Origin of the sequence: Arthrobacter sp. ok362 (assembly GCF_900102785.1) — a bacterium.
Classification (GTDB): domain Bacteria; phylum Actinomycetota; class Actinomycetes; order Actinomycetales; family Micrococcaceae; genus Arthrobacter.
This window is the reverse complement of the sequence record NZ_FNGC01000007.1, coordinates 17,648-39,341: the sequence shown is the minus strand read 5'-3', so window position 1 is coordinate 39,341 and position 21,694 is coordinate 17,648. Positions and strand designations below refer to the sequence as shown.

The following is a 21,694-nucleotide window of genomic DNA, read 5'->3' as shown; positions in this document are numbered from 1 at the left end:
CGCCGGTGAGCAGGCGTTAACGCGCCGGAATCATGGGCGCTGCCCGGCGGTCCTGTTGCCCGGAGCACCACGGTATGATGGGTGGTGGCCTTCGACTGGGGCAAAGACACGGGCGTGCGCCGAGCGCGGAGCCCGATCCGCAGCAAAGCGCGTTGCGAAATCCACCCGGGGCTGCCCAGCCAGACAGAACTGCACAGCCAGACAGAACAGAGTGACTGCCACCGTGAGCACAACTAATACGCCGCTGAACGCCTCCCCGGCCTCGGGAAGAATGGGCTTCGGCCGCAAAGCCAGGGCCTATCTGGCGCTCACGAAACCCCGCGTCATCGAGCTCCTGCTCGTCAGCACGCTGCCCACCATGATCTACGCCGAACGGGGCTTCCCGTCGATCGGCCTGATCCTGGCGACGCTTGTGGGAGGGGCATTCGCGGCAGGCTCCGCAGGCGCCTTCAACTGTTACATCGACCGCGACATCGACAAGCTCATGCACCGGACGGAGAACCGGCCGCTGGTCACCGGTGAGGTCACGCCCAGGGAAGCACTCATCTTCTCCTGGCTGCTGGGCGCGGCGGCGATCGCCATCCTCTGGTTCGGGGCCAACCCGCTCTCCGCGTGGCTGGGACTGGGCGCCATCGTCTTCTACGTGGTTATCTACACCATGATCCTCAAACGACGCACGGCCCAGAACATTGTCTGGGGCGGCGCCGCCGGGTGCTTCCCGGTCCTGATTGCCTGGGCCGCCGTCACCAACACCGTCGGGTGGCCCGCCGTCGTGCTGTTCATGGTGATCTTCCTCTGGACTCCGCCGCACTACTGGCCGCTGTCGATGCGCTACGGCGAGGACTACCGCAACGCCAACGTGCCCATGCTGGGCGCCATCGCCGGTGCGAAGGTGGTCTCGGTGCAGGTGGTCCTCTACGCGTGGGCCATGGTGGCGTGTTCGCTGCTGATGATTCCCGCCGGTGGCGCCGGCTGGGTCTACACGGTGACCGCCGTCGCGGCCGGTGCCTGGTTCCTGTACGAGTCGCACGCCCTGTACAACCGTGCCCAGGCTGGCGACGTCTCCAACAAGGGGGCCATGAAGGTCTTCCACGGCTCCATCAGCTACCTGACCCTGCTCTTCATTGCCCTGGCCGTCGACCCGTTTGTCGGTTCGGCCGTCATGGGCGGCTAGGGCCTCGGAGCCAGTGATCGACCGCAGCGATGTACTTCAGGCAGAGAGCCGCATCAGCGGCTACGTGCGGCGCACGCCTTTGCTCCGCGGAGGAACCGCTGCGGCTCCTCTCTGGTTCAAATGCGAGTTCCTGCAGCACACCGGCGTTTTCAAAGCCCGGGGCGCCTTCAACCGGCTCCTCGCTGCCCGGGAGCGCGGGGAACTCGACCCCGGCGTCGGCGTGGTGGCGGCGTCGGGCGGTAATGCAGGCCTGGCGAACGCCTTTGCTGCCGCTGCACTCGGCGTTCCGGCGACTGTGTTCGTGCCGGAGAACGCCCCGCGCGTGAAGGTCGAGCGTCTTCTCGGGTACAACGCAACGGTCCGCCAGGTCGGCGCCGAGTACGCGGAAGCCTTCGCCGCCGCAACGGACTACGTGGAAGAAACCGGCGCCCTCTTCTGCCATGCGTACGACCAACTCGACATCGCAGCCGGCGCAGGCACCGTCGCCGAAGAGATCCTCCAGGACGAGCCCAGCATCGACACGATTGTGGTCGCCGTCGGCGGCGGAGGCCTGTATGCAGGAGTCGCCGCGGCGGCCGAGGGCCGGGCGCGCGTCGTCGCGGTTGAACCCTTCAACATCCCCACGCTGCACGCGGCCCTGGCCGCCGGCCACCCGGTCGATGTGGCCGTTTCGGGAGTCGCCGCGGATTCCCTCGGTGCCCGGCGGGTGGGCGAGATCGCCTTCGACATCGCGTCGCGCGTCCCTCCGACCTCCGTGCTGGTGGACGATGCAGCCATCGTCGCCGCCCGGTCGAAGTTGTGGAGCGATTACCGGATCCCCGCCGAATACGGCGCGGCGGCGGCGTTTGCTGCTCTCACGTCCGGGGCATACACGCCCGGCGACGGGGAACGCGTGGCAGTGATCGTCTGCGGGGCGAACACAGATGTTTGCACGCTGGAGGACCATCCCGACGCCGGCACCACAGGTGAACCTGCCTAGTCCGCGGATGTCTCCCGGCCAGGCCCAGTTGAAGTCTGCCGGGAAACGGCGGCGCTGCCGGCCTTGCGCGCATCCCGCTGGTCCCGGTGGTCCCTGTCGGAGTAACGCTGGTCGAAGCGTTCCCGCGCCATCCGTCCCAACCTTTCGACAGTGTGCCAGCTGATGACCGCGATGAGCAGGGTCAACGCGATGGCCGACACCGCCACGAGCGGCGGCAGATCGGCCGTCGAACCGCCATTGAGCCAGAGAATGACGACGTAGTTCCACAGGTACGCGGCGTACGACACGGTGCCCAGCATCTGCACCGGCCGCGTCCATTTCGGCATCACTGCGGCGCGGGAGGCGGCCAGGGCGACCAAAACGGCTGAGGCAGCCATAGCCAGCGGGCCGCCAATGAAGATGAAGACCGGCGTTTCGTTGGCCTTGGGGAAGAAGACCAGCGACGCCAGGACGGCGACGGAACTGAGCAAGGCCACACACCTGAGGAGGCGGCCGGCGAACCAGCTGAACACGTGGACCCTGTACAGCCGCAGGGCCGATCCGACGATCAGTCCCAGGCCCCACGTTGTCGGCAGCGCGTAGACAAGTGAGTGGAGTTGCGGGGCCAGGTTCACCATTGCCAGCACGCTGGCCGACATGAGAAACAGGACGACGGCGGCAGAGCAGCCAATCAGCCGGCCCTGCCGGTTGCGCCGGAGGGCGAGCACGAGCAACGCCGGCCAGATCAGGTAGAACTGTTCTTCCACCGCCAGCGTCCACAGCGGTCCGATCGCCATGCTGACGTCGAAAGGCAGGGGCAGGTCTTTGAGGTAGCCAAGGCCGGCGAGGACGGTGTACCCCACGATTCCCTTGGACCGGTCCCCGAGGACGTCGGTGGCCATTTCGACGATCGCGTACACGCCCAAGAGGGAGATCAGTGCCGGCATCAACCGAAAGGCCCTGTGCGCATAGAAACGGCCGTACCGAATTTTTCTGTGCCGTTCGATGTCCCGGACCAGCACATTTGTGATCAAGTAACCGCTCAGCACGAAGAAGGCAATGACACCAACGATGCCGGCGCCTTCAAATTTGCCCGGCCAGGCATGTCCCAGCAGCACGGCGCCAACGGCCGCACCGCGAAGCACGTCCAGGCCGTCCAGGCGTGGGCGCGGTGCCGTTTGTTGGGCCGCCTTTGCAGACCTTTCGCCGACTGGTATCGCCACTTATCCTCCGGTGCCTCTATCTGGCCAGTTCCGATTCCAGCTGCATCAAGGCAAAACCGGGCCATCCTACTTTCCATGAATGCGATTGCCGCGCCAGTCCTGCGCCGTCTTCAAGTATCCCCGACTGGGCCGGACGAAACCTGACCCCGACCGCCAACCTGACCCGTCCACCGTCCGCGTACCCGGCGATCGGCTGCGATTCCAGGCCCTTAGGGCCGGGGGGTACAAGGTCCAGTATTCCCAAAGTTCCACCCACCCGACAAGTGACCGGGCAGTAACTAAGCGTGTTCCACCGCCCGCCGGCGGCTTCTGCTGTGCGATCAGAGGTTGTGGGCCAGCACTTCGAGCCCGATCACCAGAAGGCTCAGCACAACCTCGGCGAACATGATGGCGGCCTTGTGATGGAGCGGGATCTCGAGGCGCCGGATCGCGAGGAACCCGACGACGGCCAACGAGACAACGAGGACTACCACTGCCCACCCGAGAGCAACCGCCGTCGTCAGGAGCCCAAAGCCGGCCGCCGCCAGCAGAAGCAGGGGAGTCACCAGAACGCCGAGACCGTCCGCGCTGACCGCGATCATATGGTGCAGTTCGTCACCGGTGGGGAGCTTCGAATGAACGGTCAGGTGGCTCAGGAGATCGGCGACGAAAATCCCCAGCAGGGAGCCGACCACCACGATGCTGAGGGTGGCCGCCGCGGCTGCGGGCGTGGTCTCGTCCGCGTGACTCCGAAGCGCCAACACCACAGCCAGGCTCGTGAAGATGATGTAGACGCGTTCTTTGAGGCTCGCCGCGCGTTGGGTGGCTGAGGGTGAAGGAGGCACGGTCGGTTCTGTGGCTTGCATTTGAGAAGGCCTTCCGGTCAGCGTCACGGGGACGAACGAAAAGAGCCCACCGCCGCGACGATCCATGTCCATGCCATCTCATAGTCCACCCGGAAATCCCGTCAAGGCCAGCCCCCGAGCGGTGGATGCGGTACTGACGTTCGTTGCCGCAGCGCCCGGACCGCCGCGCGGACAGCAAACGCGGGGCCACTCACGGCCCATTCCTTTCGACATTTTCGGATGGGCGGTAAATGACCCCGCGTTGCTTTGTTGAGGGGCGCCTCGACTGGTTAATCCACCGGGCTGGAGCGGGCGAGGTCCGCGGCGTTGGTGGCCGCGCTCATCAGCAGGGCCGCCGCCAGCATGTGCGCGCCGACGAGCAGCGCCGGGATGCCGTTGTAGTACTGCGTGAAGCCGATGACGGCCTGCAACACTGTGACGCCCAGGAGCATGAACACCGCTGAGCGGAACGGCCCCGGAATCCGCCCGCGGACCACAAGGAACAACGCGAACAGCGCGCCGGCGGTCACCAGATAGGCGGGCACTGCGTGGATGTGCGCGAACAGGTCCCAGTCGAGATCGTTGCGCGGGGCGTTCGCGTCGCCGGCGTGCGGGCCGGCACCGGTCACCACCACGCCGAGGCAGACGGCCACGGCGGAGAGAAGCGCGACGGCGGTCATCACCGGGCGCGCGGCGCCCGGCAAGGCGGGAAGCTGCACGGTCCTGGCCTTGCCGGTTCGGCCGTAGGCCCGGTTCACCAACAGGGTCGCGAGGACCACGAGCGCCATGGAAACGAGGAAGTGCAGGCCCACAACCCACGGGTTCAGCTGGGTCAGCACCGTGATGCCGCCGATGACGGCCTGGGCCGGGATGCTCGCGAGCAGGCCGAGGGCCAGCAGGAAGAGGTCCCGGCGTTCCTTGCGCAGGTTCCACAGGTAGACGAGCATCATCACAGCGACGGCTGCCAGCGCGAACGTCAGGAGCCGGTTGCCGAATTCAATGATTCCGTGGAGCCCCATTTCCGGGGTGGTCGCCAGGGATGCTTCCGTGCAGCGCGGCCACGTGGGGCAGCCGAGGCCCGAGGCGGTCAGCCGCACGGCGCCGCCGGTCACCACCAGAAGGATCTGGCCGATCAGGGACAACACCGCCAGCCGCTTGATCCTGTTGTCTACGCGGACGGGCAGCCGGGAGGTGAACCCGGAGACGATCCGGGGAGTTCGTGACGCCGTGCTCACAGTTTTCTCAATTCCACTTGAACCAACGGGTTGCTGCGCCGCCGGCGATCGCCGTCCAGAGCAGCAGGACAAGCACGGCAGCACCATTGACGCTGCCGTACAGGAAAGCATCCCTCAGCGCCTGGCCCAGCGCGCCGGAGGGGAGGAAGTGTACGACGGCCTGCGACAGTGCAGGGAGCCGTTCGGCCGGGATGACGATCCCGCCCAGCGCGCCGAGGAGGATCCAGAGCAGGTTGGTGATAGCCAGGGTCGCCTCTGGCCGGACCGTCCCTGCGACCAGCAGCCCGAGTGCGGTGAAAGCGGCTGCCCCGAGCACCAGGATGGCCAGACCGGGCAGCCAGCCGGCGGGGTTGGGCTGCCAGCCCAGCATGAGGGCCACCGCCGTCACGATGAGCACCTGCAGGAACAGCACGGCCAGGACGGCCAGGACCTTCCCCGCAATCAGTCCGGTGCGGCCCAGGGGAGTAGTGGAAAGAAAGCGCAGGACGCCGTAGCGGCGGTCGAAGCCGGTGGAGATGCCCTGCCCCGTGAAGGCGGTGGACATGGCGCACAGGGCCAGGATGCCAGGCACAGCGACGTTGATGCGGCTCGAACCGAGTCCGTCCAGTAGCGGCGTCACGGTCAGGCCGACCATGGCCAGTAGCGGCAGCACGATCGCGAGGATCAGCTGCTCGCCGTTTCTGAGCATGGTGATGGTTTCGTACTGCCCCTGCAGCAGGATGCGGCGCAACAAGGAAGCGGGGGCGCTGCCATGTGCGGTACGGGGCGCGCTGCCGCGGTGTGCGCTCTCCAGAGGGGCGCCACCTGTTACGCGGGTCATCGGATCTCCCTTCCGGAGATGTCCAAAAAGACGTCCTCGAGGCTGCGGGCTTCAAGGCTCAGGGAGCTGGGCATGATCCCGCGAGCGGCCCACCATGCGGTGATCGCGGCGAGGTCCGCGGGGCTCAGGGCGCCGGTCGCGGCGTAACTGCCGGCCCGCGCCTCGGTGACGTCGACGCCGTCGGGCAGCACGCCGGTGAAGTCCAGGCCGGGTTCGGTTTCGAACAGCAAAGTGCGGATGTGCTCGGATGCGTCGCCGGCGGGCAGCTGGTGCCGCAGGAGCTGCGCGACGGTGCCCTCGGCGACGTTGCGGCCGGCGTCGATGATGTAGACATAGTCCGCGAGGCGTTGCGCGTCGTCCATGAGGTGTGTCGTCAGGACGATGCCCATGCCGCTGTTCCGCAGTTCGGAGATGAGATCGAAGACCATTTGGCGGGACTGCGGGTCCAGGCCCGCGCTCGGCTCGTCGAGGAAAAGAACCTCCGGATTGCCGACGAGCGCCGCGGCGAGGGCGAGGCGCTGTTTCTGCCCGCCGGAGAGGCGCCGCACATTGGTGCGGCTGAAGGAGTCGATCCCCAGGCGTCCGATGAGCTCATCTACCGGCCACGGGTCCTGGTACATGCCGGCGATGTGCCGCAGCAAGGGGATGGGCCGGGCCGACGGCGGCAGTCCGCCGTCCTGCAGCATGACCCCCACGCGGGCGCGGAGCCCCGCGCCCGCCGAATCCGGGTCCTGGCCCAGTAGGCTGATGGCGCCGGCGGTGCGCTTTTGCAGCCCCTGGGCGCATTCGATGGTGGTGGTTTTGCCGGCGCCGTTGGCACCAAGCAGGGCCGTGACCTGGCCGCGTTCGGCAATGAGGGAAAGACCGCTGACCACGCGCAGCATCTTGCCGTCGAGGGTGGGCAGTGGACCAACATCCTTGACAAGCCCGCTGATGGTCAGAACGGGGGATTCGGGAGATCGCACCAAAACATTCTACGCGATGTAGTACGTCGCCTCCCCAGCGGGGCGGCATCCGCAGGCAAGCCATGCCTTACTGGAACACGGGAGTAAATTACGACATGATTGTGTTGTGTATTCCATGAGTTTATCTGCGTCCGCAGCCCCGTCCGGGCGCGGCGCCGCGCGCGTCGGGTCCGCCCGGGCACACGTGGCGCCCGTTCCCGACGTCGTTCCCGCGGCCGCCGGCAGCCACACCCACGACGCCGAAGAACGCACGCGTGACCGCGTCCTGAACGCGGTGCTGGAGCATGGGCCCATCAGCGCAGCCGAACTCGGCGACCTCCTGGGCTTTACCCCGGCTGCCGTGCGCCGCCACCTCGACCACCTCGCGCGCAGCGGAGTGATTGAGGTCAAACGGGTTGCCCGCGCCGGCGCCGGTGCCGGACGGCCTGCCCGCCGCTACGTCCTGAGCTCTCAGGGCCAATCGACGCTGGGCAACGACTACCTCGACATCGCCTCCGTCGCGTTGCGCCGCCTGGGTGAGGCCGCCGGGCCCGAGGCAGTACGGCAGTTCGCCGTCGAGCGCTTTGCCGACATGGAGCGCCGGTACGCACCCGAGATCGAGCAGGCCGGACCGGACATCACGGCCCGGGCCCAGGCTCTCTCCGAGGCGCTGAGCCGCGACGGTTTCGTGGCGTCGGCGCAGTCACTTGTTGCGAAGGCGCCGCTTCCGGCCGCGCTCTCCAGCGTCCAGCTGTGCCAGGGGCACTGCCCCATCCAGCATCTGGCCGCCCAGTTCCCCGTGTTCTGCGACGTGGAGACCGAAGTGTTCGCCCGGCTGGTCGGCGTCGATGTGCGCCGGCTGTCCACACTGGCGCGCGGCGGGCATGTCTGCACCACCCACATACCTACGGGCCGACCGGCCGCCGTCGGGACTCCCAGTCCCGCAGCCCCGGTCAGCCCGGACGAAGTATCCAACCATCTCCAAGAAAGGCCGTGATGACGGACCAACTATCAGAGAAGAAGGTTGCTGGCTCTACTGTGATTTCGGAGATTCTGGAAAAGAATCCCGAGCTCCACGGAATCGGCACTTATGAGTACGGCTGGGCCGACAAGAACGACGTCGGCGCCAACGCCCGCCGCGGCATCGATGAAGACGTTGTCCGCGACATTTCGGCCAAGAAGAACGAGCCGGAATGGATGCTCGACCTCCGCCTCAAGGGCCTGAAGTACTTCGACCGCAAGCCCATGCCCACCTGGGGCGCGGACCTGTCCGGCATCGACTTCGACAACATCAAGTACTTCGTGCGGTCCACCGAGAAGCAGGCCGCAACGTGGGAAGACCTCCCAGAGGACATCCGGAACACGTACGAGAAGCTCGGCATCCCGGAAGCCGAGCGCAGCCGCCTCGTCTCCGGCGTCGCTGCCCAGTACGAATCTGAGGTCGTCTACCACCAGATCCGCGAGGACCTGGAAGCCCAGGGCGTCATCTTCCTGGACACGGACACTGCGCTGCGCGAACACCCGGAGATCTTCCAGGAGTACTTCGGCACCATCATCCCGGTGGGCGACAACAAATTCGCCTCGCTGAACACGGCCGTGTGGTCCGGCGGCTCCTTCGTGTACGTGCCCAAGGGCGTCCACGTGGACATCCCGCTGCAGGCCTACTTCCGCATCAACACGGAAAACATGGGCCAGTTCGAGCGCACGCTGATCATCGCGGACGAGGACTCCTACGTCCACTACATCGAAGGCTGCACCGCGCCGATCTACACCTCGGACTCGCTGCACTCCGCCGTCGTGGAAATCGTCGTGAAGAAGGGCGCCCGCGTCCGCTACACGACCATCCAGAACTGGTCCACCAACGTGTACAACCTGGTCACCAAGCGCGCCATCTGCGAAGAGGGCGCCACGATGGAGTGGATCGATGGCAACATCGGCTCCAAGGTCACCATGAAGTACCCGGCCGTCTACCTCGTGGGCGAAGGCGCCAAGGGCGAGACCCTGTCCATCGCGTTCGCCGGCGAAGGCCAGCACCAGGACACCGGCTCCAAGATGGTCCACATCGCGCCCAACACCAAGAGCTCGATCATCTCCAAGTCCGTGGCCCGCGGCGGCGGCCGCGCCGCCTACCGCGGCCTGGTCCAGGTCCGCGAAGGCGCCAAGCACTCGGCCAACACGGTCCGCTGTGACGCCCTGCTGGTGGACACCATCAGCCGGTCGGACACATACCCGTACATTGACATCCGCGAGGACGACGTCACCATGGGCCACGAGGCCACGGTCTCGCGCGTCAGCGAAGAGCAGCTGTTCTACCTGATGTCCCGCGGCATGCGCGAAGACGAGGCCATGGCGATGATCGTCCGCGGCTTCATCGAGCCGATTGCCCGCGAACTGCCGATGGAATACGCCCTCGAGCTGAACCGACTGATTGAACTGCAGATGGAAGGATCGGTCGGTTAATGACTGACATCACTACTGAAAAGGCCCGCATCGGCGCGCCCTCAGCCCAGCCGTTCATCAACGGTTTCACCGAGGAAGGCGAAAGCCTTTCACCGCTGAACGCAGCGGAGTCCAAATCGCCGCTGGCCGGCGAAGCCGTCAAGCGCCACTCGCACGGCGGCGGCGTCGGCGTTCCGGACAGCTCACGCGCCGGCCGCCTGACCTCCTACAAGCTGGCGGACTTCAAGGCGCTGACCGGCATGGAAGAGGACTGGCGGTTCACCCCGCTCAAGCGCCTCCGCGGCCTGCACACCGAGGTCCTCAATGGGGCCGCGCCGTCCGTGAGCGTCACCGCCCCGGACAGCGTCAAGGTTGAGACCGTCGGCCGCGACGACCGCCGGATCGGCTCCGCCGCCATCCCCGAGGACCGCGTCTCCGCGAACGCCTGGGAGAACTTCGCCGAGGCCACCGTCATCACGGTTCCGTCCGAGGTCCAGGTGGAGGGTGAGGTCAGCGTACTGCTGGCCGGCCAGGGCACCGAGGCTTCCGCGCAGCACATCGTGATCGTCGCGGAAAAGTTCTCCAAGTCCGTCGTCGTCCTGGACCACCAGGGCACCGCCGTCGTCTCGGAAAACGTCGAAATCCTCGTTGAGGACGGCGCGCAGCTGACCGTCATCTCGCTCCAGGAATGGAACGACGACGCCGTGCACGCCTCCTCCCAGCAGATCAAGCTGGGCCGCGACGCCAAGTTCAAGCACATCGTTGTCAGCCTCGGCGGCGACCTCGTGCGAGTCACGCCCTCGGCACGCTTCACCGCCCCGGGCGCCGAAGTGGAACTGTTCGGCCTGTACTTCGCCGACGCCGGCCAGCACCTCGAGCAGCGCCTCTTCGTGGACCATGCGGTGGCCAACTGCAAGTCCAACGTCCTGTACAAGGGCGCCCTGCAGGGCCGCAACGCGCATACCGTGTGGGTGGGTGACGTTCTGATCCGCAAGGAAGCAGAAGGCACCGACACCTACGAGGCCAACCGCAACCTGGTCCTGACCGACGGTGCCCGCGCCGATTCCGTGCCGAACCTGGAAATCGAAACCGGCCTGATCGCCGGCGCCGGCCACGCCAGCGCCACCGGACGTTTCGACGACCAGCACCTGTTCTACCTGATGGCCCGTGGCATCCCGGAAGACGTGGCCCGCCGCTTGGTGGTCCGCGGCTTCCTGAACGAGATCATCCAGAAGATCAACGTCCCGGCCATCGAGGAGCGGCTCACGGAAGCCGTCGAGCGCGAACTCGCGGCAACGAACCACTAGCGCGCAGCACTAGAGAACACGGAATACATCAATGACTGAACAGCCAAAAGGCGAGCTAGTCTGCAACGCCAGCGAGATCCAACTCAAGCAGGCGCTGCGGATCCTGATCGATGACTACCCCGTAGCCATCGTGAAGGACTCGATGGGGGAGATCCACGCCATCGGCGACACTTGCTCGCACGCGGACATCTCCCTCTCCGAAGGAGAAGTTGAAGGCTGCAAGATCGAGTGCTGGGGCCACGGTTCCCAGTTCGACCTGCGCACCGGCGAGCCGCTCCAGCTGCCAGCCTATGATCCTGTGCCCGTGTTTGCCGTGACCGTCCTGGATGACGAGGTCTACGTGGACTTCACCAACGTCCTGAACGGCGCCGAGGCTCCAACCTTCAGCTAGCTGCCTGCAGCTGGCAACTCGCACAAGAAAACTTATCGCCAAGAAAACGCACAGTGCCGGAGGGCACCGTGCAGAGGAGAACAAGACATATGTCGACTCTTGAGATCAAGGACCTGCACGTCAGCATTGACACCGAGCAGGGCACAAAGGAAATCCTGAAGGGCGTCAGCCTGATTATCCGGACCGGCGAAACGCACGCCATCATGGGCCCGAACGGTTCCGGCAAGTCCACGCTGGCGTCCACCATCGCCGGGCACCCGCGCTACAACGTCACCTCCGGCACCATCACGCTGGACGGCGAGGATGTCCTCGCAATGAGCGTGGACCAGCGCGCCCGCGCCGGCGTGTTCCTGGCCATGCAGTACCCGGTCGAGGTCCCGGGCGTGAGCATGACCAACTTCCTGCGCACCGCCAAGACCGCGATCGACGGCGAAGCACCCAAGCTGCGCACCTGGACCAAGGACGTCAAGGCTGCCATGGCGCAGCTGCGCATCGACGCCGACTTCACCCAGCGCAACGTCAACGAGGGCTTCTCCGGCGGCGAGAAGAAGCGCGTGGAGATCCTCCAGTTGGAACTCTTCAAGCCGAAGTTCGCCATCCTCGACGAGACCGACTCCGGCCTCGACGTCGACGCGCTCAAGGTTGTCTCCGAGGGCGTCAACCGCGCCCACGGCGAAGGCAACATGGGCACCCTGCTCATCACGCACTACACCCGGATCCTGCGCTACATCAAGCCCGACTTCGTACACGTGTTCGTTGATGGCCAGGTTGTGGAAGAGGGCGGCCCGGAGCTCGCCGACCGCCTCGAAGAAGAAGGCTACGACCGCTACGCCACCGGCGCGGGGGCGGTCACCATCGCTGCTGCTGACGCTGCAGCCCAGGCGTAGTTAGGACTCTGCGATGACCGAACTCAATGTGGCCCGCACGGGCCTCGAGGATGTCGAAGAAGCGCTCAAGGATGTGATCGACCCGGAGCTCGGGGTCAACATCGTTGACCTGGGCCTGCTGTACGGTCTGAAGTACTCAGACGACGACGGCGCCCTGCTGATCGACATGACGCTCACCACCGCCGCCTGCCCGCTCACCGATGTCATCGAGGAGCAGGTCGGCAAGGCCCTGGACGGGATCGTCGATGAATGGCGGCTCAACTGGGTGTGGATGCCGCCATGGGGTCCGGAACGGATCACCGAGGACGGGCGCGATCAGATGCGCGCCCTGGGCTTCAACATCTAGATCCCCACGCATAGCTCCAAGCACCGACGGGCCGGCACGGCCCGGGCAGTGAACGACGGCGGCCCCACCTCACCGAGGCGGGGCCGCCGTCGTCTTCCCATCCGGCGTTCCCGTCTGGCCGTTCCCTTATCGCCTTGGCGGTGGTCTGATAAAGACAACAAGTCCACGCGGCTTCGGACCCGGCACACTGTCGAACAGGGGGCACACCGGAATGGATGCCACTGCACCACCGCGGCCGTCCGGTGCGGGCGGGGACTTTGTGGTTGTTGAGGACAGTGGCGAGTTCTCCTACTACCGCTCCAAAGAAGCCCTTCTGGCCGACTTTGAGTACGTCGGCGAGGCTCGGTGCATCATTGACCGCAGCGCCACCACGTACCGGCTCGAGATGGACGAAAACCGCCACATGCGCATGGGACCGCCCCTGGGATCCGTGGAATTCCATTGGCTGCGCCAGTCCCTGGCCGACGCCCGCGACGTGCATCCCGAGGGGCACCGGCTCCAGCGTGCCGACGCCGCCGGGCTCGCCGGGCTCGTGGCCGGACTGTTCGAGACCCTGCAGCTGGAGCGCGGAACGGATGCCGAGCTGGGGCTTTGGAGCCTGGACCTCGACGGACTTGCGACGCGCCGAAATGCACTGGCCGACGTCGACCACCTCCTGGCCGGGAACGACCGGCTGGAGACAGTCCGGGTGACCGACCCGTTCGGGCACGAGTACCGCCCGGTGTGGCACCCCAAGCACCGGCACCTGGGCCACGCCGGATTCCTCAGCTACGTCGAAGTCCCGGTCCGACGCCGGACGCGAGGCGGATGAGGCCACGCCCGATGGGGCTAGGGCTCTGGGACTGAGGCTTTGGGGCTAGGGCTGTGCCACCGCAAACGTGTCGCACTTGTTGATGTCCCCGGTGGTGTAGCCCTGGTAGAACCACTTCTGCCGCTGCGCACTGGACCCGTGGGTCCATGCCTCCGGTGAGACGCGGCCCGTGGCGGCCTTCTGGATGCGGTCGTCGCCCACGGCCGACGCGGCCGACAGGGCATCCTTCACGTCCTGGTCCTTGAAGGGTTCGAGGTAGGGCTGGCCAGTTTTGGGGTCCGGCTGCGTCGTTGCATAGTGGGCCCACAGCCCTGCGTAGCAGTCGGCCTGGAGCTCAACCCGGACACCCCCGGAGCCGGGGCCCTGGGGATCCCGCTGCGCTTGGTCCAGGTTGCCGAGCAGGTTCTGGACGTGGTGGCCAAATTCGTGGGCCACCACGTATTCCTGGGCCAGCGGTCCGCCGGAGGAGCCGAACCGGTCCACGAGCTCCTGGAAGAAGCCGGGATCAAAGTACGCCGTGGTGTCAGTAGGGCAGTAAAACGGTCCTACTTCTGAAGTGGCGGCGCCGCAGCCGGTGTTGGTTGCGCCGGTGAAGATCACGGCCTTGGGTCGCGGGTATTTCGTGTTGTACTGGGCGAGATACGCCGGCCAGAACGTGTTCAGGCTGTTGACGGTGCCGGTGATCCTGCAGTCGAGGCGGGCGTCGGCGTCGGCACCGGTCCGGCAGGCGGGGGCAGAGCCTTGGCTTTGCGACTGGGGGTCCTGGGTGGTACCGGACAGGCCCTCGAGAAGTTGGGGATTGATGCCGAAGAGGGCAGCGAGCAGCAGGATGATGCCGCCGCCGATCCCGCCGCCAATCATGGGGCCGCGGCCCATCCCGCGGCGGTCCTGGACCTGTGACGGATCCAGCGGGGCGTTGTCGTTAAAGCTCATGAAGTCACAATATCCCGCACAGGCCGCGGGGGCGCCCGGCAACGCTAAAGTTGGTTCGATGCCTTTTCTCGACAGACTCCAGCGCTGGGCCGATGACCGTCCCGACGAGACAGCCGTCGTCGTGGCCGGAGAGCACCTCAGCTGGTCCGGCCTGCGGGATAAAGCGGCGGCGCTGGTGCCATCGGCGCCTGCCATCACCGTGCTGTCGGAGCAAAATTCAACCCGCTTCGCCGTAGCGTTTGCGGCGGCTGTCGCTGGTGAGCGGCAGTGCGCCGTGTTGGACCCGGCCTGGCCGCAGCAACTGCAGGACGGCATCACCGTCCGCATCGCCAGCACGGAAACGGGTTTGGCGGAAGCCCCGGGGCCTGCCCCGGCGGGGACCGAGCTGGGCACCGGGCTCGTTGACGGGCCGCCTGACACCTCGTTCCTGATCGGCCTGACCTCCGGCACCACCTCGGTGCCCAAGGCGTTCACCCGCTCGCGGCGGTCCTGGCAGGAATCATTCGAGGCCTCGATTGAATTCTTCGGGCTGACGCAGGACGACAAATCCCTGGCCCCCGGCCCGCTCGCGGCAAGTCTGAACCTCTACGCCCTCGCCGAATGCCTGTACGCCGGCGCGGAATTCCACAGCCTGGACCACTTCGACGTCGGCGCCGCCCACGCGGCGGTCAGCCACGACGGCATCACCCGCCTGGTCCTGGTGCCCACCATGCTCCGGCTGCTGAGCGAGCGCGGCCTGGCCGGCGGGGTCGATGCCTCCGGTATCCGCAGCATCATCTGCGCCGGTTCCAAGCTGGACGCCCGCACACTGGAAGCGGCCCGGCGCTGGGCCCCCAATGCCACCATTTTCGAATACTACGGAGCGTCCGAGCTCAGCTTCGTCTCGGGCGCCGGGTTACGTCCGGGTGAACCCGTTGAGTCGGGCGGGACCGGCATCGGGAAGCCGTTTCCCGGCGTCGATATCCGCATCCTGGACGATCGCGGCGCCGAACTCCAGGACGGCAGCGACGGCAACATCTGCGTCCGCAGCGGCATGGTCAGCAACGGCTATCTATGGGGTGACGACGGCCAGGCGCTGCGCTGTTTCAACGGCTGGTACACCGTCGGGGACCAGGGGTACCTCTCCGGCGGGACCCTGCACATGCTGGGCCGCCGCTCCGACATGATCATCACCGCCGGCACCAACGTCTACCCGCACGAGGTCGAGCTGGCGCTGGCCTCCGTCCCCGGCGTTGCGGCGGCCGTGGCCGCCGGCATGACCGACGACCTTCGCGGCCAGCGCGTGGTGGCCGGTGTGGTGCCCTCGCACGGGGCGGTTACCGCCACCCAGCTGCGGTCCGGGATCGACGACGTGCTGGCCCGAAACAAGCGCCCCCTGGAGTACTTCGCGCTGACGGAGCTGCCCCTGACGGACCGGGGCAAGATCAGCCGGCAGCTGCTGCTCGACTGGGTAGCCCGGAACGATCCTAGAATTCGGCGCCTTGGCTGAGCCGCGCGGGGGCACAGGGCCGTCTCCACTCGGGCTGCCATTCCAAGGACCGTCGTTCCCCGGGCTGCTGCCGGAGGACCGGCAGCCGGTGATCATCGCTGCGCGCCGGACGCCGCTCTGCCGGGCCAACGGGGCCCTGAAGAAGCTGCGCGCCCACGAACTCCTGGCTCCGGTGCTCCGCAGCCTGCTCGCCGGCGCCGGCACCGGTGCCGGCCCCGCCCCGGAGTCGGTGGCCGACGTCGTGATCGGCAACGCTGTGGGCGGCGGGGGGAACGTGGCCCGGCTCGCCGCGCTGGAGGCCGGACTGCCCGTCACTGTCCCCGGCGTCACTGTGGACCGGCAATGCGGCTCCGGTCTCGACGCGATCGTCCTGGCCTCCCGGCTGGTCGCGGCGGGCGGCGGCGGCCTGTATCTTGCAGGCGGCGTGGAGAGCATCAGCACGGCTCCGCTCCGGGCCCACCGTAACGACGACGGCAGCCCGGACTATTACAGCCGGGCCCAGTTCGCCCCTCTCAGCCTCGGCGATCCCGACATGGGCGTGGCGGCCGAGAACGTCGCCGCCCACTTCGGCGTCAGCCGGGAACGCCAGGACGCCTTCGCGCTCCGCAGCCACCACCGTGCCCTGGCCGCCGCCGCTGCCGGGAGGTTCGACGGTGAAATCGTGCCCCTCGCTGCGGGCTCCGAGGCGGTCGCGGAAGCCGACGACGGTCCCCGGCCGAGTCTTGGCCCGGCCCTGATGGCCCGTTTCCCGCCCGTTTTTGCCAGCGGCGGAACGGTAACGGCCGGGAACTCGTGCTTCGACGCTGACGGCGCAGCCGCCGTGGCCATGACGTCCGTGGAACATGCCCGGCGCCTGGGCGCCGCGGACGGGTTGCTGGTGCTGGGAATCGACACCGCCGGGGTGTCGCCGCAGCTCCTGGGCATCGGCGCGGCCGCAGCAGCCGAAAGGCTCCTAGGGGCACACGGCCTGACGGCCGCGGACCTGGGCCTGGTGGAATTCAATGAGGCCTTCGCCGCCCAGACGCTCGCCTGCTTTGACCAGTTGGGCATCGACCCGGAGCAGGCCAACCTCGACGGCGGGGCACTGGCTCTTGGTCACGCCTATGGGGCCTCGGGCGCGGTGCTGGTCACCCGGCTGCTGGCACAGGCGCGCAGGTCCGAGCAGCCGGGCCAGCTAGCCCTGGCAATGATCAGCATCGCAGGCGGCATGGGCACGGCCGCGCTGCTGGGGTACTCGCGCTTCACCTAGCCCCCGGGGGGACATGCCCATTCTTCGCCGCGTCCGATGGACATATGGGCCACATGTCCACTGGCTGCGGGCAGGGGAGGACATGTCCATCTGCCCGGTGCGCACATGCCCTGCCCTGGCAATGCCGAAGGGACATGTCCATGCTTGGGCGCGAGGAGTGGGCATGCGGCCATATGTCCACTCGGTGCTGCCAGGGGAGGGCATGTCCATCTGCCCGGTGCGCACATGCCCTGCCCTGGCGCTGGGGACGGGACATGCCCATTTTTGGGCGCTAGGAGTAAGCATGCAGCCATATGTCCACTCGGTGCTGCCACGGGAGGGCATGCCCACTGACCAACCCCACGCGGCAGCCAGTCCGCGGGCAACCAGAGCAGGACATGTCCATTCTTGGGCGCGGGGAGTGGACATTAGGGCCGTATGTCCAGCGGCTGCGGCCACGGGAGGGCATGCCCATTTTCCGAACCTGCGGCGCAGCTCCTCAGCGGGCAGCCTGATTGGGACATGCCCATTCTTCGGCGCGAGGAGCGGGCAACCAGAGCAGGACATGTCCATTCTTGGGCGCGGGGAGTGGACATTAGGGCCGTATGTCCAGCGGCTGCGGCCACGGGAGGGCATGTCCATTGGCCAACCCCACGCGGCAGCCAGTCCGCGGGCACCGAGGGCCTAGTCCTCCGGGTCCTCCGGCTCACCCAGTCCCCGGGCGGCGAGGGCTTCGCCGGTCTGCCGGGCGAAGGCCACCGTGCTGATGAAGACGGGCAACACAAGAGCCCTCGGGTTGCGTTCGAGCCCGCGGGCCCGGGCTGAGTCGCGCACGTCCATGTAGGCCCCGGCAACGAACGGGATGCTGCGGAGCATGATCGCAATGGTCAGGGCGAAGCGTTCGGGATCCGCACCGAAGCGCCGGAACGGCCGGGCCAGGGACGCCACCCCGTCGAGCAGCGCCTGCACCGGGGTGGTGGCGGTCAGGATTGAGGCCGCGACAACGCAGACCAGGACGTTCAGCACGATCCGGGCGGCCGTGGGCGCGCCCAGCTGCCACCACTGGAAGAGGCCGATCGCCAGGAGTACCGGTAGGACAGGGCGCACTGCGCGAAGCAGCCTGGCCGGGCCTGCCCCGCTGAGCAGGAACAGCCCGCACAGCAGTGTCATTACGACGGCCGACACGGCCCAGTCGGCGATCAGGAACGACGCCATTCCGCAACCAACGACCAGCAGGAACTTCAGCCACAGCGGCGCCCGGTGGATCAGGGACGAGCCCGGCACGTACGCTGCGAGGAGGAGGCCGTGGCTGCTCACGCCTTCTCCAGTCCGGCCCGCTCAGGCCGCCCGCCGGCCTGCTCCGGCACGGCCAGCTCGCCACCGAGCCCGCCGAGCCCGCTACCGGCCGGCCCGCCACCAGGTGCAGGCAGGCCCGCAGCGCTCAGGTCACGGTAGTGCGCGACGGCGGCCGCCGCTCTGCCGTCGAACACCACCTTCCCGTCGTCCACTACCAGGACGCGGTCCATGTCCCGGGCCAGCTCGAGGTCGTGGGTGGACAGAATCACCTGCTGGCGGAGCCCGGCGAGCGTGCGTCGCAGGAGTTCGCGGTTGCGGAGATCCAGCAGTGTGGACGGCTCGTCCAGGACCAGCACCTGAGGATCGACCGCCAGGACCGCGGCCAGCGCCAGGAGCTGGCGTTCGCCGCCGGAGAGCTCGTAGATGCTCTGGTCCGCCAGCGGCAGGAGGCCGAACCGGTCCAGGACTGACTCCGCGTGGGCCCGGCGCGCCGCGGCGTTGCGGATGGAGCGGCGCAGGGACAGTTCCACATCCTCGCGCCCGGTCGGCATGACGAGCTGGGAGAGCGGATCCGTGAAGACAAAACCCACGCGCCGGCGGACCTCCCGGACCGCGCGGACGGTATCGGCGCCGTCGACCCGCACCGTGCCATCACTGGGCGGCACGAGCCCGTTGAGGAGGCGCAAGAGGGTGGACTTGCCGGAGCCGTTGGCCCCGATCACCCCGATCCGCCGTTCCGTGAGGTTCAGCGAAAGCTCCTCGAGCAGCGTCTTGGGCGCGGGGCGGCCATCAACCGATACCCGCACCGTCACGCGGTCCAGCACGATGCCGCTCACGGGCGGGTGTCGGCCGTCCGGACGCGGCGGAGCAGCAGATCCGGGAAGGCCTTGTGCAGCGCCAGGGCGATGCTGACGGCCAGGACGTTCTTGATGATGTCGCCGGGATAGAACGCAAGATCGGCGAGAAAGGCTTTGGAGAAGTCCAGCTTGGCGTTGACCATCATGCCCAGGATGCCCAGGCCGTGGATGAAGATGATGCTGCTCACCATGGCGGCGGCGAACAGGAGGATGGGGCGCAGTTTGCCGGTGCGTTTGGCGGTGCGGGCCAGCACGACGACGGCCAGCCAGCCTACGGCCGTGGCGGCCAGCAGGAAGCCGATGATGTAGCCGGCGGAGGGGCCGGCGAGGACGCCCAGCCCGCTGCGGCCGCCGCTGAAGATCGGCAGGCCCGCGAAACCCAGGAGCAGGTAGAGGCCGACGGCGGCGAAGGCCCGGGCCGGGCCGAGGGCCAGCCCCGTGAGCATGACGGCAAGGGTCTGCAGCGTGATGGGCACGCCTAGCCCGCCCACGGGAATGGCGGCGATCAGCGCCGAACCGGCCACAAGGGCGGCGAAGACCGCGATGAGGCCAAGGTCGGTGGCATTCCAGCGGCTCCGGCGGCGCGGTGCCCTGGCTTTTGTGGGATTCTCGGTTTGCGTCATGGTGTTCCTGTCGGGTGCTGCTGCGGACATCGGACTCGTAATATCGACTGTACGGTCGCGGCGGGGCGGGTTTTTTGTAGGCGCCCCACTAACCGGCGGCCCGGATGCTGGAGGGCACCGCCAATGACGACAGCCAGGGCATCGCGCCGGCGGCTGGCTCCCGCCATATCAGCCCATGTCAGCGAGACAGGGTGGTGCCGGTAGACTTGTAGAGGCCGTGCTCTCGCACCGCCCTGCCCCGGCCCCGCCCAGACTCCACCCGTTGTGCCGCGGCATTCCCTGTTGTGAAAGGCCTTAGCTGCATTGATTACCGTCCAGGATCTCGAACTGCGCGCCGGCGCCCGCCTCCTCATGGACCAGGTGAGCTTCCGGATCGACAAGGGAGACAAGATCGGTCTGGTCGGCCGTAACGGTGCAGGCAAGACGACGCTGACCCGGGTGCTCGCGGGCGAGGGCCTGCCCGCCGCGGGCAAGGTAACCCGCACCGGCGAAATCGGCTACCTGCCGCAGGATCCGCGCACCCCGGACATGGAGCAGCTCGCGCGGGACCGGATCCTGTCCGTCCGCGGCCTGGACATTGCCGTGGGCAAGCTCCGCCTGGCCCACGAAGAGATGGCCAGCGAGGACGCCGCGGTCCAGCGCAAGGCGATGAACCGCTATGACCGGCTGGAATCCGAGTTCCTGGCCGCCGGCGGCTATGCGGCCGAAGCCGAGGCGGCAGCGATCTGCTCGAACCTCGCCCTGCCGGACCGGCTGCTGAACCAGCCGCTCAAAACCCTGTCCGGTGGGCAGCGGCGCCGTGTGGAGCTCGCCCGCATCCTGTACTCGGATGCCGAAACCATGCTCCTTGATGAGCCCACCAACCACCTCGACGCCGACTCCATCTCCTGGCTCCGTGAGTTCCTCAAGAACCACCAGGGCGGCCTGATTGTGATCAGCCACGACACCGAACTGCTGGAAGCGACTGTTAACAAGGTCTTCCTGCTGGATCCCAACCGCGCCCAGATCGACTTCTACAACATGGACTGGAAGCGTTACCTCACCCAGCGCGAAACGGACGAGCGTGCCCGCAAGCGTGAGCGGGCCAACGCGGAGAAGAAAGCCCAGGTCCTCATCGACCAGGCCAACAAGATGCGCGCCAAGGCCACCAAGGCCGTCGCCGCGCAGAACATGGCCAAGCGTGCCGAGCGTCTGCTGGGCGGCCTTGAAGCCGTGCGCGCGACCGACCGCGTGGCAGCCCTCCGCTTCCCGGATCCGTCACCCTGCGGCAAGACCCCGCTCACCGCGGATGGCCTCAGCAAGTCCTACGGCTCGCTGGAGATCTTCACAGACGTCGATCTCGCGATCGACCGCGGCTCCAAGGTGGTCATCCTGGGCCTCAACGGCGCCGGCAAGACCACCCTGCTGCGCATGCTCGCCGGCGTCGACAAGCCGGACACCGGCGAAGTCGTGGCGGGCCACGGCCTGAAAGTGGGCTACTACGCCCAGGAGCACGAGACGCTCGACGTGGACCGCAGCGTCCTGCAGAACATGCGCTCGTCCGCCCCGGACATGAACGACGCGGAAGTACGCAACATCCTGGGCTCGTTCCTGTTCTCCGGCGACGACGTCGACAAGCCCGCCGGTGTGCTCTCCGGCGGCGAGAAGACCCGACTGGCGCTGGCCACCATCGTGGCCTCGAGTGCGAACGTGCTGCTGCTCGATGAGCCCACCAACAACCTCGACCCCGCCAGCCGCGCCGAAATCCTCGGGGCCCTGAGCAACTACACCGGCGCCGTCGTCCTCGTGAGCCACGATGAGGGCGCCGTCGAGGCCCTCAACCCGGAGCGCGTCGTCCTGCTGCCCGACGGCATCGAGGACCACTGGAACGAAGACTACCTGGACCTGATCACGCTGGCGTAGGGCGCCG

At 67.4% G+C, this 21,694-nt stretch carries 21 protein-coding genes; 12 read left to right on the top strand and 9 right to left on the bottom strand.

All coding sequences use genetic code 11. The features are described 5' to 3' along the window. Nucleotides 1-211: 211 nt before the first annotated feature. Together BLQ10_RS10575 and BLQ10_RS10570 are read left to right on the top strand one after the other, a co-directional pair. Nucleotides 212-1,174, top strand: coding sequence for a heme o synthase (locus BLQ10_RS10575; RefSeq protein ID WP_091561620.1), 963 nt, complete (start codon nucleotides 212-214; stop codon nucleotides 1,172-1,174). A 13-nt stretch (nucleotides 1,175-1,187) separates the two neighbouring features. Continuing rightward, nucleotides 1,188-2,153 (top strand): threonine/serine dehydratase, encoded by a 966-nt coding sequence (locus BLQ10_RS10570; RefSeq protein ID WP_091561618.1) that lies wholly within the window; start codon nucleotides 1,188-1,190, stop codon nucleotides 2,151-2,153. Here BLQ10_RS10570 and BLQ10_RS10565 read toward each other — a convergent pair. From BLQ10_RS10565 to BLQ10_RS10545, 5 genes are all read right to left on the bottom strand, one after another. Next, nucleotides 2,150-3,355 carry an acyltransferase family protein gene (locus BLQ10_RS10565; protein WP_254785507.1) on the bottom strand — a complete coding sequence of 402 codons (1,206 nt, stop codon included), beginning with the start codon at nucleotides 3,353-3,355 and terminating at the stop codon, nucleotides 2,150-2,152. The two genes, BLQ10_RS10570 and BLQ10_RS10565, sit on opposite strands and share 4 nt — an antisense overlap. Nucleotides 3,356-3,675: 320 nt before the next feature. Then, nucleotides 3,676-4,200, bottom strand: a complete 525-nt coding sequence (locus BLQ10_RS10560; protein WP_091561616.1) for a hypothetical protein — start codon at nucleotides 4,198-4,200, stop codon at nucleotides 3,676-3,678. Nucleotides 4,201-4,469: 269 nt separating this feature from the next. Next, complete coding sequence (locus tag BLQ10_RS10555) at nucleotides 4,470-5,414, bottom strand: COX15/CtaA family protein (protein WP_091561614.1); 945 nt, start codon at nucleotides 5,412-5,414, stop codon at nucleotides 4,470-4,472. A gap of 7 nt (nucleotides 5,415-5,421) precedes the next feature. Continuing rightward, the gene (locus tag BLQ10_RS10550) at nucleotides 5,422-6,234 is read right to left on the bottom strand and encodes an ABC transporter permease (protein WP_254785506.1); all 813 of its coding nucleotides are present in this window, start codon (nucleotides 6,232-6,234) and stop codon (nucleotides 5,422-5,424) included. Beyond that, nucleotides 6,231-7,199, bottom strand: a complete 969-nt coding sequence (locus BLQ10_RS10545; RefSeq protein ID WP_091561611.1) for an ABC transporter ATP-binding protein — start codon at nucleotides 7,197-7,199, stop codon at nucleotides 6,231-6,233. Before BLQ10_RS10545 ends, BLQ10_RS10550 begins: the two co-directional genes overlap by 4 nt. Before the next feature lie 115 nt (nucleotides 7,200-7,314). Between BLQ10_RS10545 and BLQ10_RS10540 the strand changes: the two genes are divergently transcribed. The 7 genes from BLQ10_RS10540 to BLQ10_RS10510 all read left to right on the top strand — a co-directional run bounded on the left by BLQ10_RS10540 (nucleotide 7,315) and on the right by BLQ10_RS10510 (nucleotide 13,359). After that, entirely contained in the window at nucleotides 7,315-8,175 is an 861-nt protein-coding gene (locus BLQ10_RS10540; protein ID WP_091562016.1) for a helix-turn-helix transcriptional regulator, read from the top strand. Continuing rightward, nucleotides 8,175-9,638, top strand: a complete 1,464-nt coding sequence (gene sufB / locus BLQ10_RS10535) for a Fe-S cluster assembly protein SufB (protein ID WP_091561608.1) — start codon at nucleotides 8,175-8,177, stop codon at nucleotides 9,636-9,638. Before BLQ10_RS10540 ends, sufB begins: the two co-directional genes overlap by 1 nt. Next, nucleotides 9,638-10,924, top strand: a complete 1,287-nt coding sequence (sufD, locus tag BLQ10_RS10530; RefSeq protein ID WP_091561607.1) for a Fe-S cluster assembly protein SufD — start codon at nucleotides 9,638-9,640, stop codon at nucleotides 10,922-10,924. Before sufB ends, sufD begins: the two co-directional genes overlap by 1 nt. A 31-nt stretch (nucleotides 10,925-10,955) precedes the next feature. Further along, the gene (locus BLQ10_RS10525) at nucleotides 10,956-11,315 is read left to right on the top strand and encodes a non-heme iron oxygenase ferredoxin subunit (RefSeq protein WP_091561605.1); all 360 of its coding nucleotides are present in this window, start codon (nucleotides 10,956-10,958) and stop codon (nucleotides 11,313-11,315) included. A gap of 89 nt (nucleotides 11,316-11,404) precedes the next feature. Beyond that, entirely contained in the window at nucleotides 11,405-12,202 is a 798-nt protein-coding gene (gene sufC, locus BLQ10_RS10520; RefSeq protein WP_091561602.1) for a Fe-S cluster assembly ATPase SufC, read from the top strand. Nucleotides 12,203-12,215: 13 nt separating this feature from the next. Further along, a complete protein-coding gene (locus BLQ10_RS10515; protein ID WP_091561601.1) occupies nucleotides 12,216-12,548 on the top strand; it encodes a metal-sulfur cluster assembly factor in 333 nt (110 codons plus the stop codon). A gap of 211 nt (nucleotides 12,549-12,759) precedes the next feature. Then, nucleotides 12,760-13,359: a hypothetical protein gene (locus tag BLQ10_RS10510; RefSeq protein WP_091561598.1), complete on the top strand. Its 600-nt coding sequence runs from the start codon at nucleotides 12,760-12,762 to the stop codon at nucleotides 13,357-13,359. 45 nt (nucleotides 13,360-13,404) lie between these two features. On the opposite strand, the gene BLQ10_RS10505 is transcribed toward BLQ10_RS10510, so the two are convergent. Beyond that, entirely contained in the window at nucleotides 13,405-14,292 is an 888-nt protein-coding gene (locus BLQ10_RS10505) for a KPN_02809 family neutral zinc metallopeptidase (RefSeq protein WP_091561596.1), read from the bottom strand. A gap of 58 nt (nucleotides 14,293-14,350) precedes the next feature. Here BLQ10_RS10505 and BLQ10_RS10500 point away from each other — a divergent pair, with 58 nt between their 5' ends. Further along, on the top strand, nucleotides 14,351-15,781 hold the full coding sequence (locus BLQ10_RS10500) for a class I adenylate-forming enzyme family protein (RefSeq protein WP_091561593.1): 1,431 nt from the start codon (nucleotides 14,351-14,353) through the stop codon (nucleotides 15,779-15,781). A gap of 34 nt (nucleotides 15,782-15,815) precedes the next feature. Continuing rightward, nucleotides 15,816-17,030, top strand: coding sequence for a thiolase family protein (locus BLQ10_RS10495; RefSeq protein ID WP_091562014.1), 1,215 nt, complete (start codon nucleotides 15,816-15,818; stop codon nucleotides 17,028-17,030). Nucleotides 17,031-17,693: 663 nt separating this feature from the next. On the opposite strand, the gene BLQ10_RS10490 is transcribed toward BLQ10_RS10495, so the two are convergent. From BLQ10_RS10490 to BLQ10_RS10480, 3 genes are read right to left on the bottom strand one after another with little or no spacing between them, the layout of a single operon-like run. After that, a complete protein-coding gene (locus BLQ10_RS10490) occupies nucleotides 17,694-18,326 on the bottom strand; it encodes an energy-coupling factor transporter transmembrane component T family protein (RefSeq protein WP_091561590.1) in 633 nt (210 codons plus the stop codon). Continuing rightward, entirely contained in the window at nucleotides 18,323-19,141 is an 819-nt protein-coding gene (locus BLQ10_RS10485; protein ID WP_254785505.1) for an energy-coupling factor ABC transporter ATP-binding protein, read from the bottom strand. Before BLQ10_RS10485 ends, BLQ10_RS10490 begins: the two co-directional genes overlap by 4 nt. Further along, complete coding sequence (locus tag BLQ10_RS10480; protein WP_091561588.1) at nucleotides 19,138-19,785, bottom strand: biotin transporter BioY; 648 nt, start codon at nucleotides 19,783-19,785, stop codon at nucleotides 19,138-19,140. The genes BLQ10_RS10485 and BLQ10_RS10480 overlap by 4 nt, the downstream gene beginning before the upstream one ends. A gap of 303 nt (nucleotides 19,786-20,088) precedes the next feature. Between BLQ10_RS10480 and BLQ10_RS10475 the strand changes: the two genes are divergently transcribed. Beyond that, entirely contained in the window at nucleotides 20,089-21,687 is a 1,599-nt protein-coding gene (locus BLQ10_RS10475) for an ABC-F family ATP-binding cassette domain-containing protein (protein ID WP_091561586.1), read from the top strand. Nucleotides 21,688-21,694: the final 7 nt, after the last annotated feature.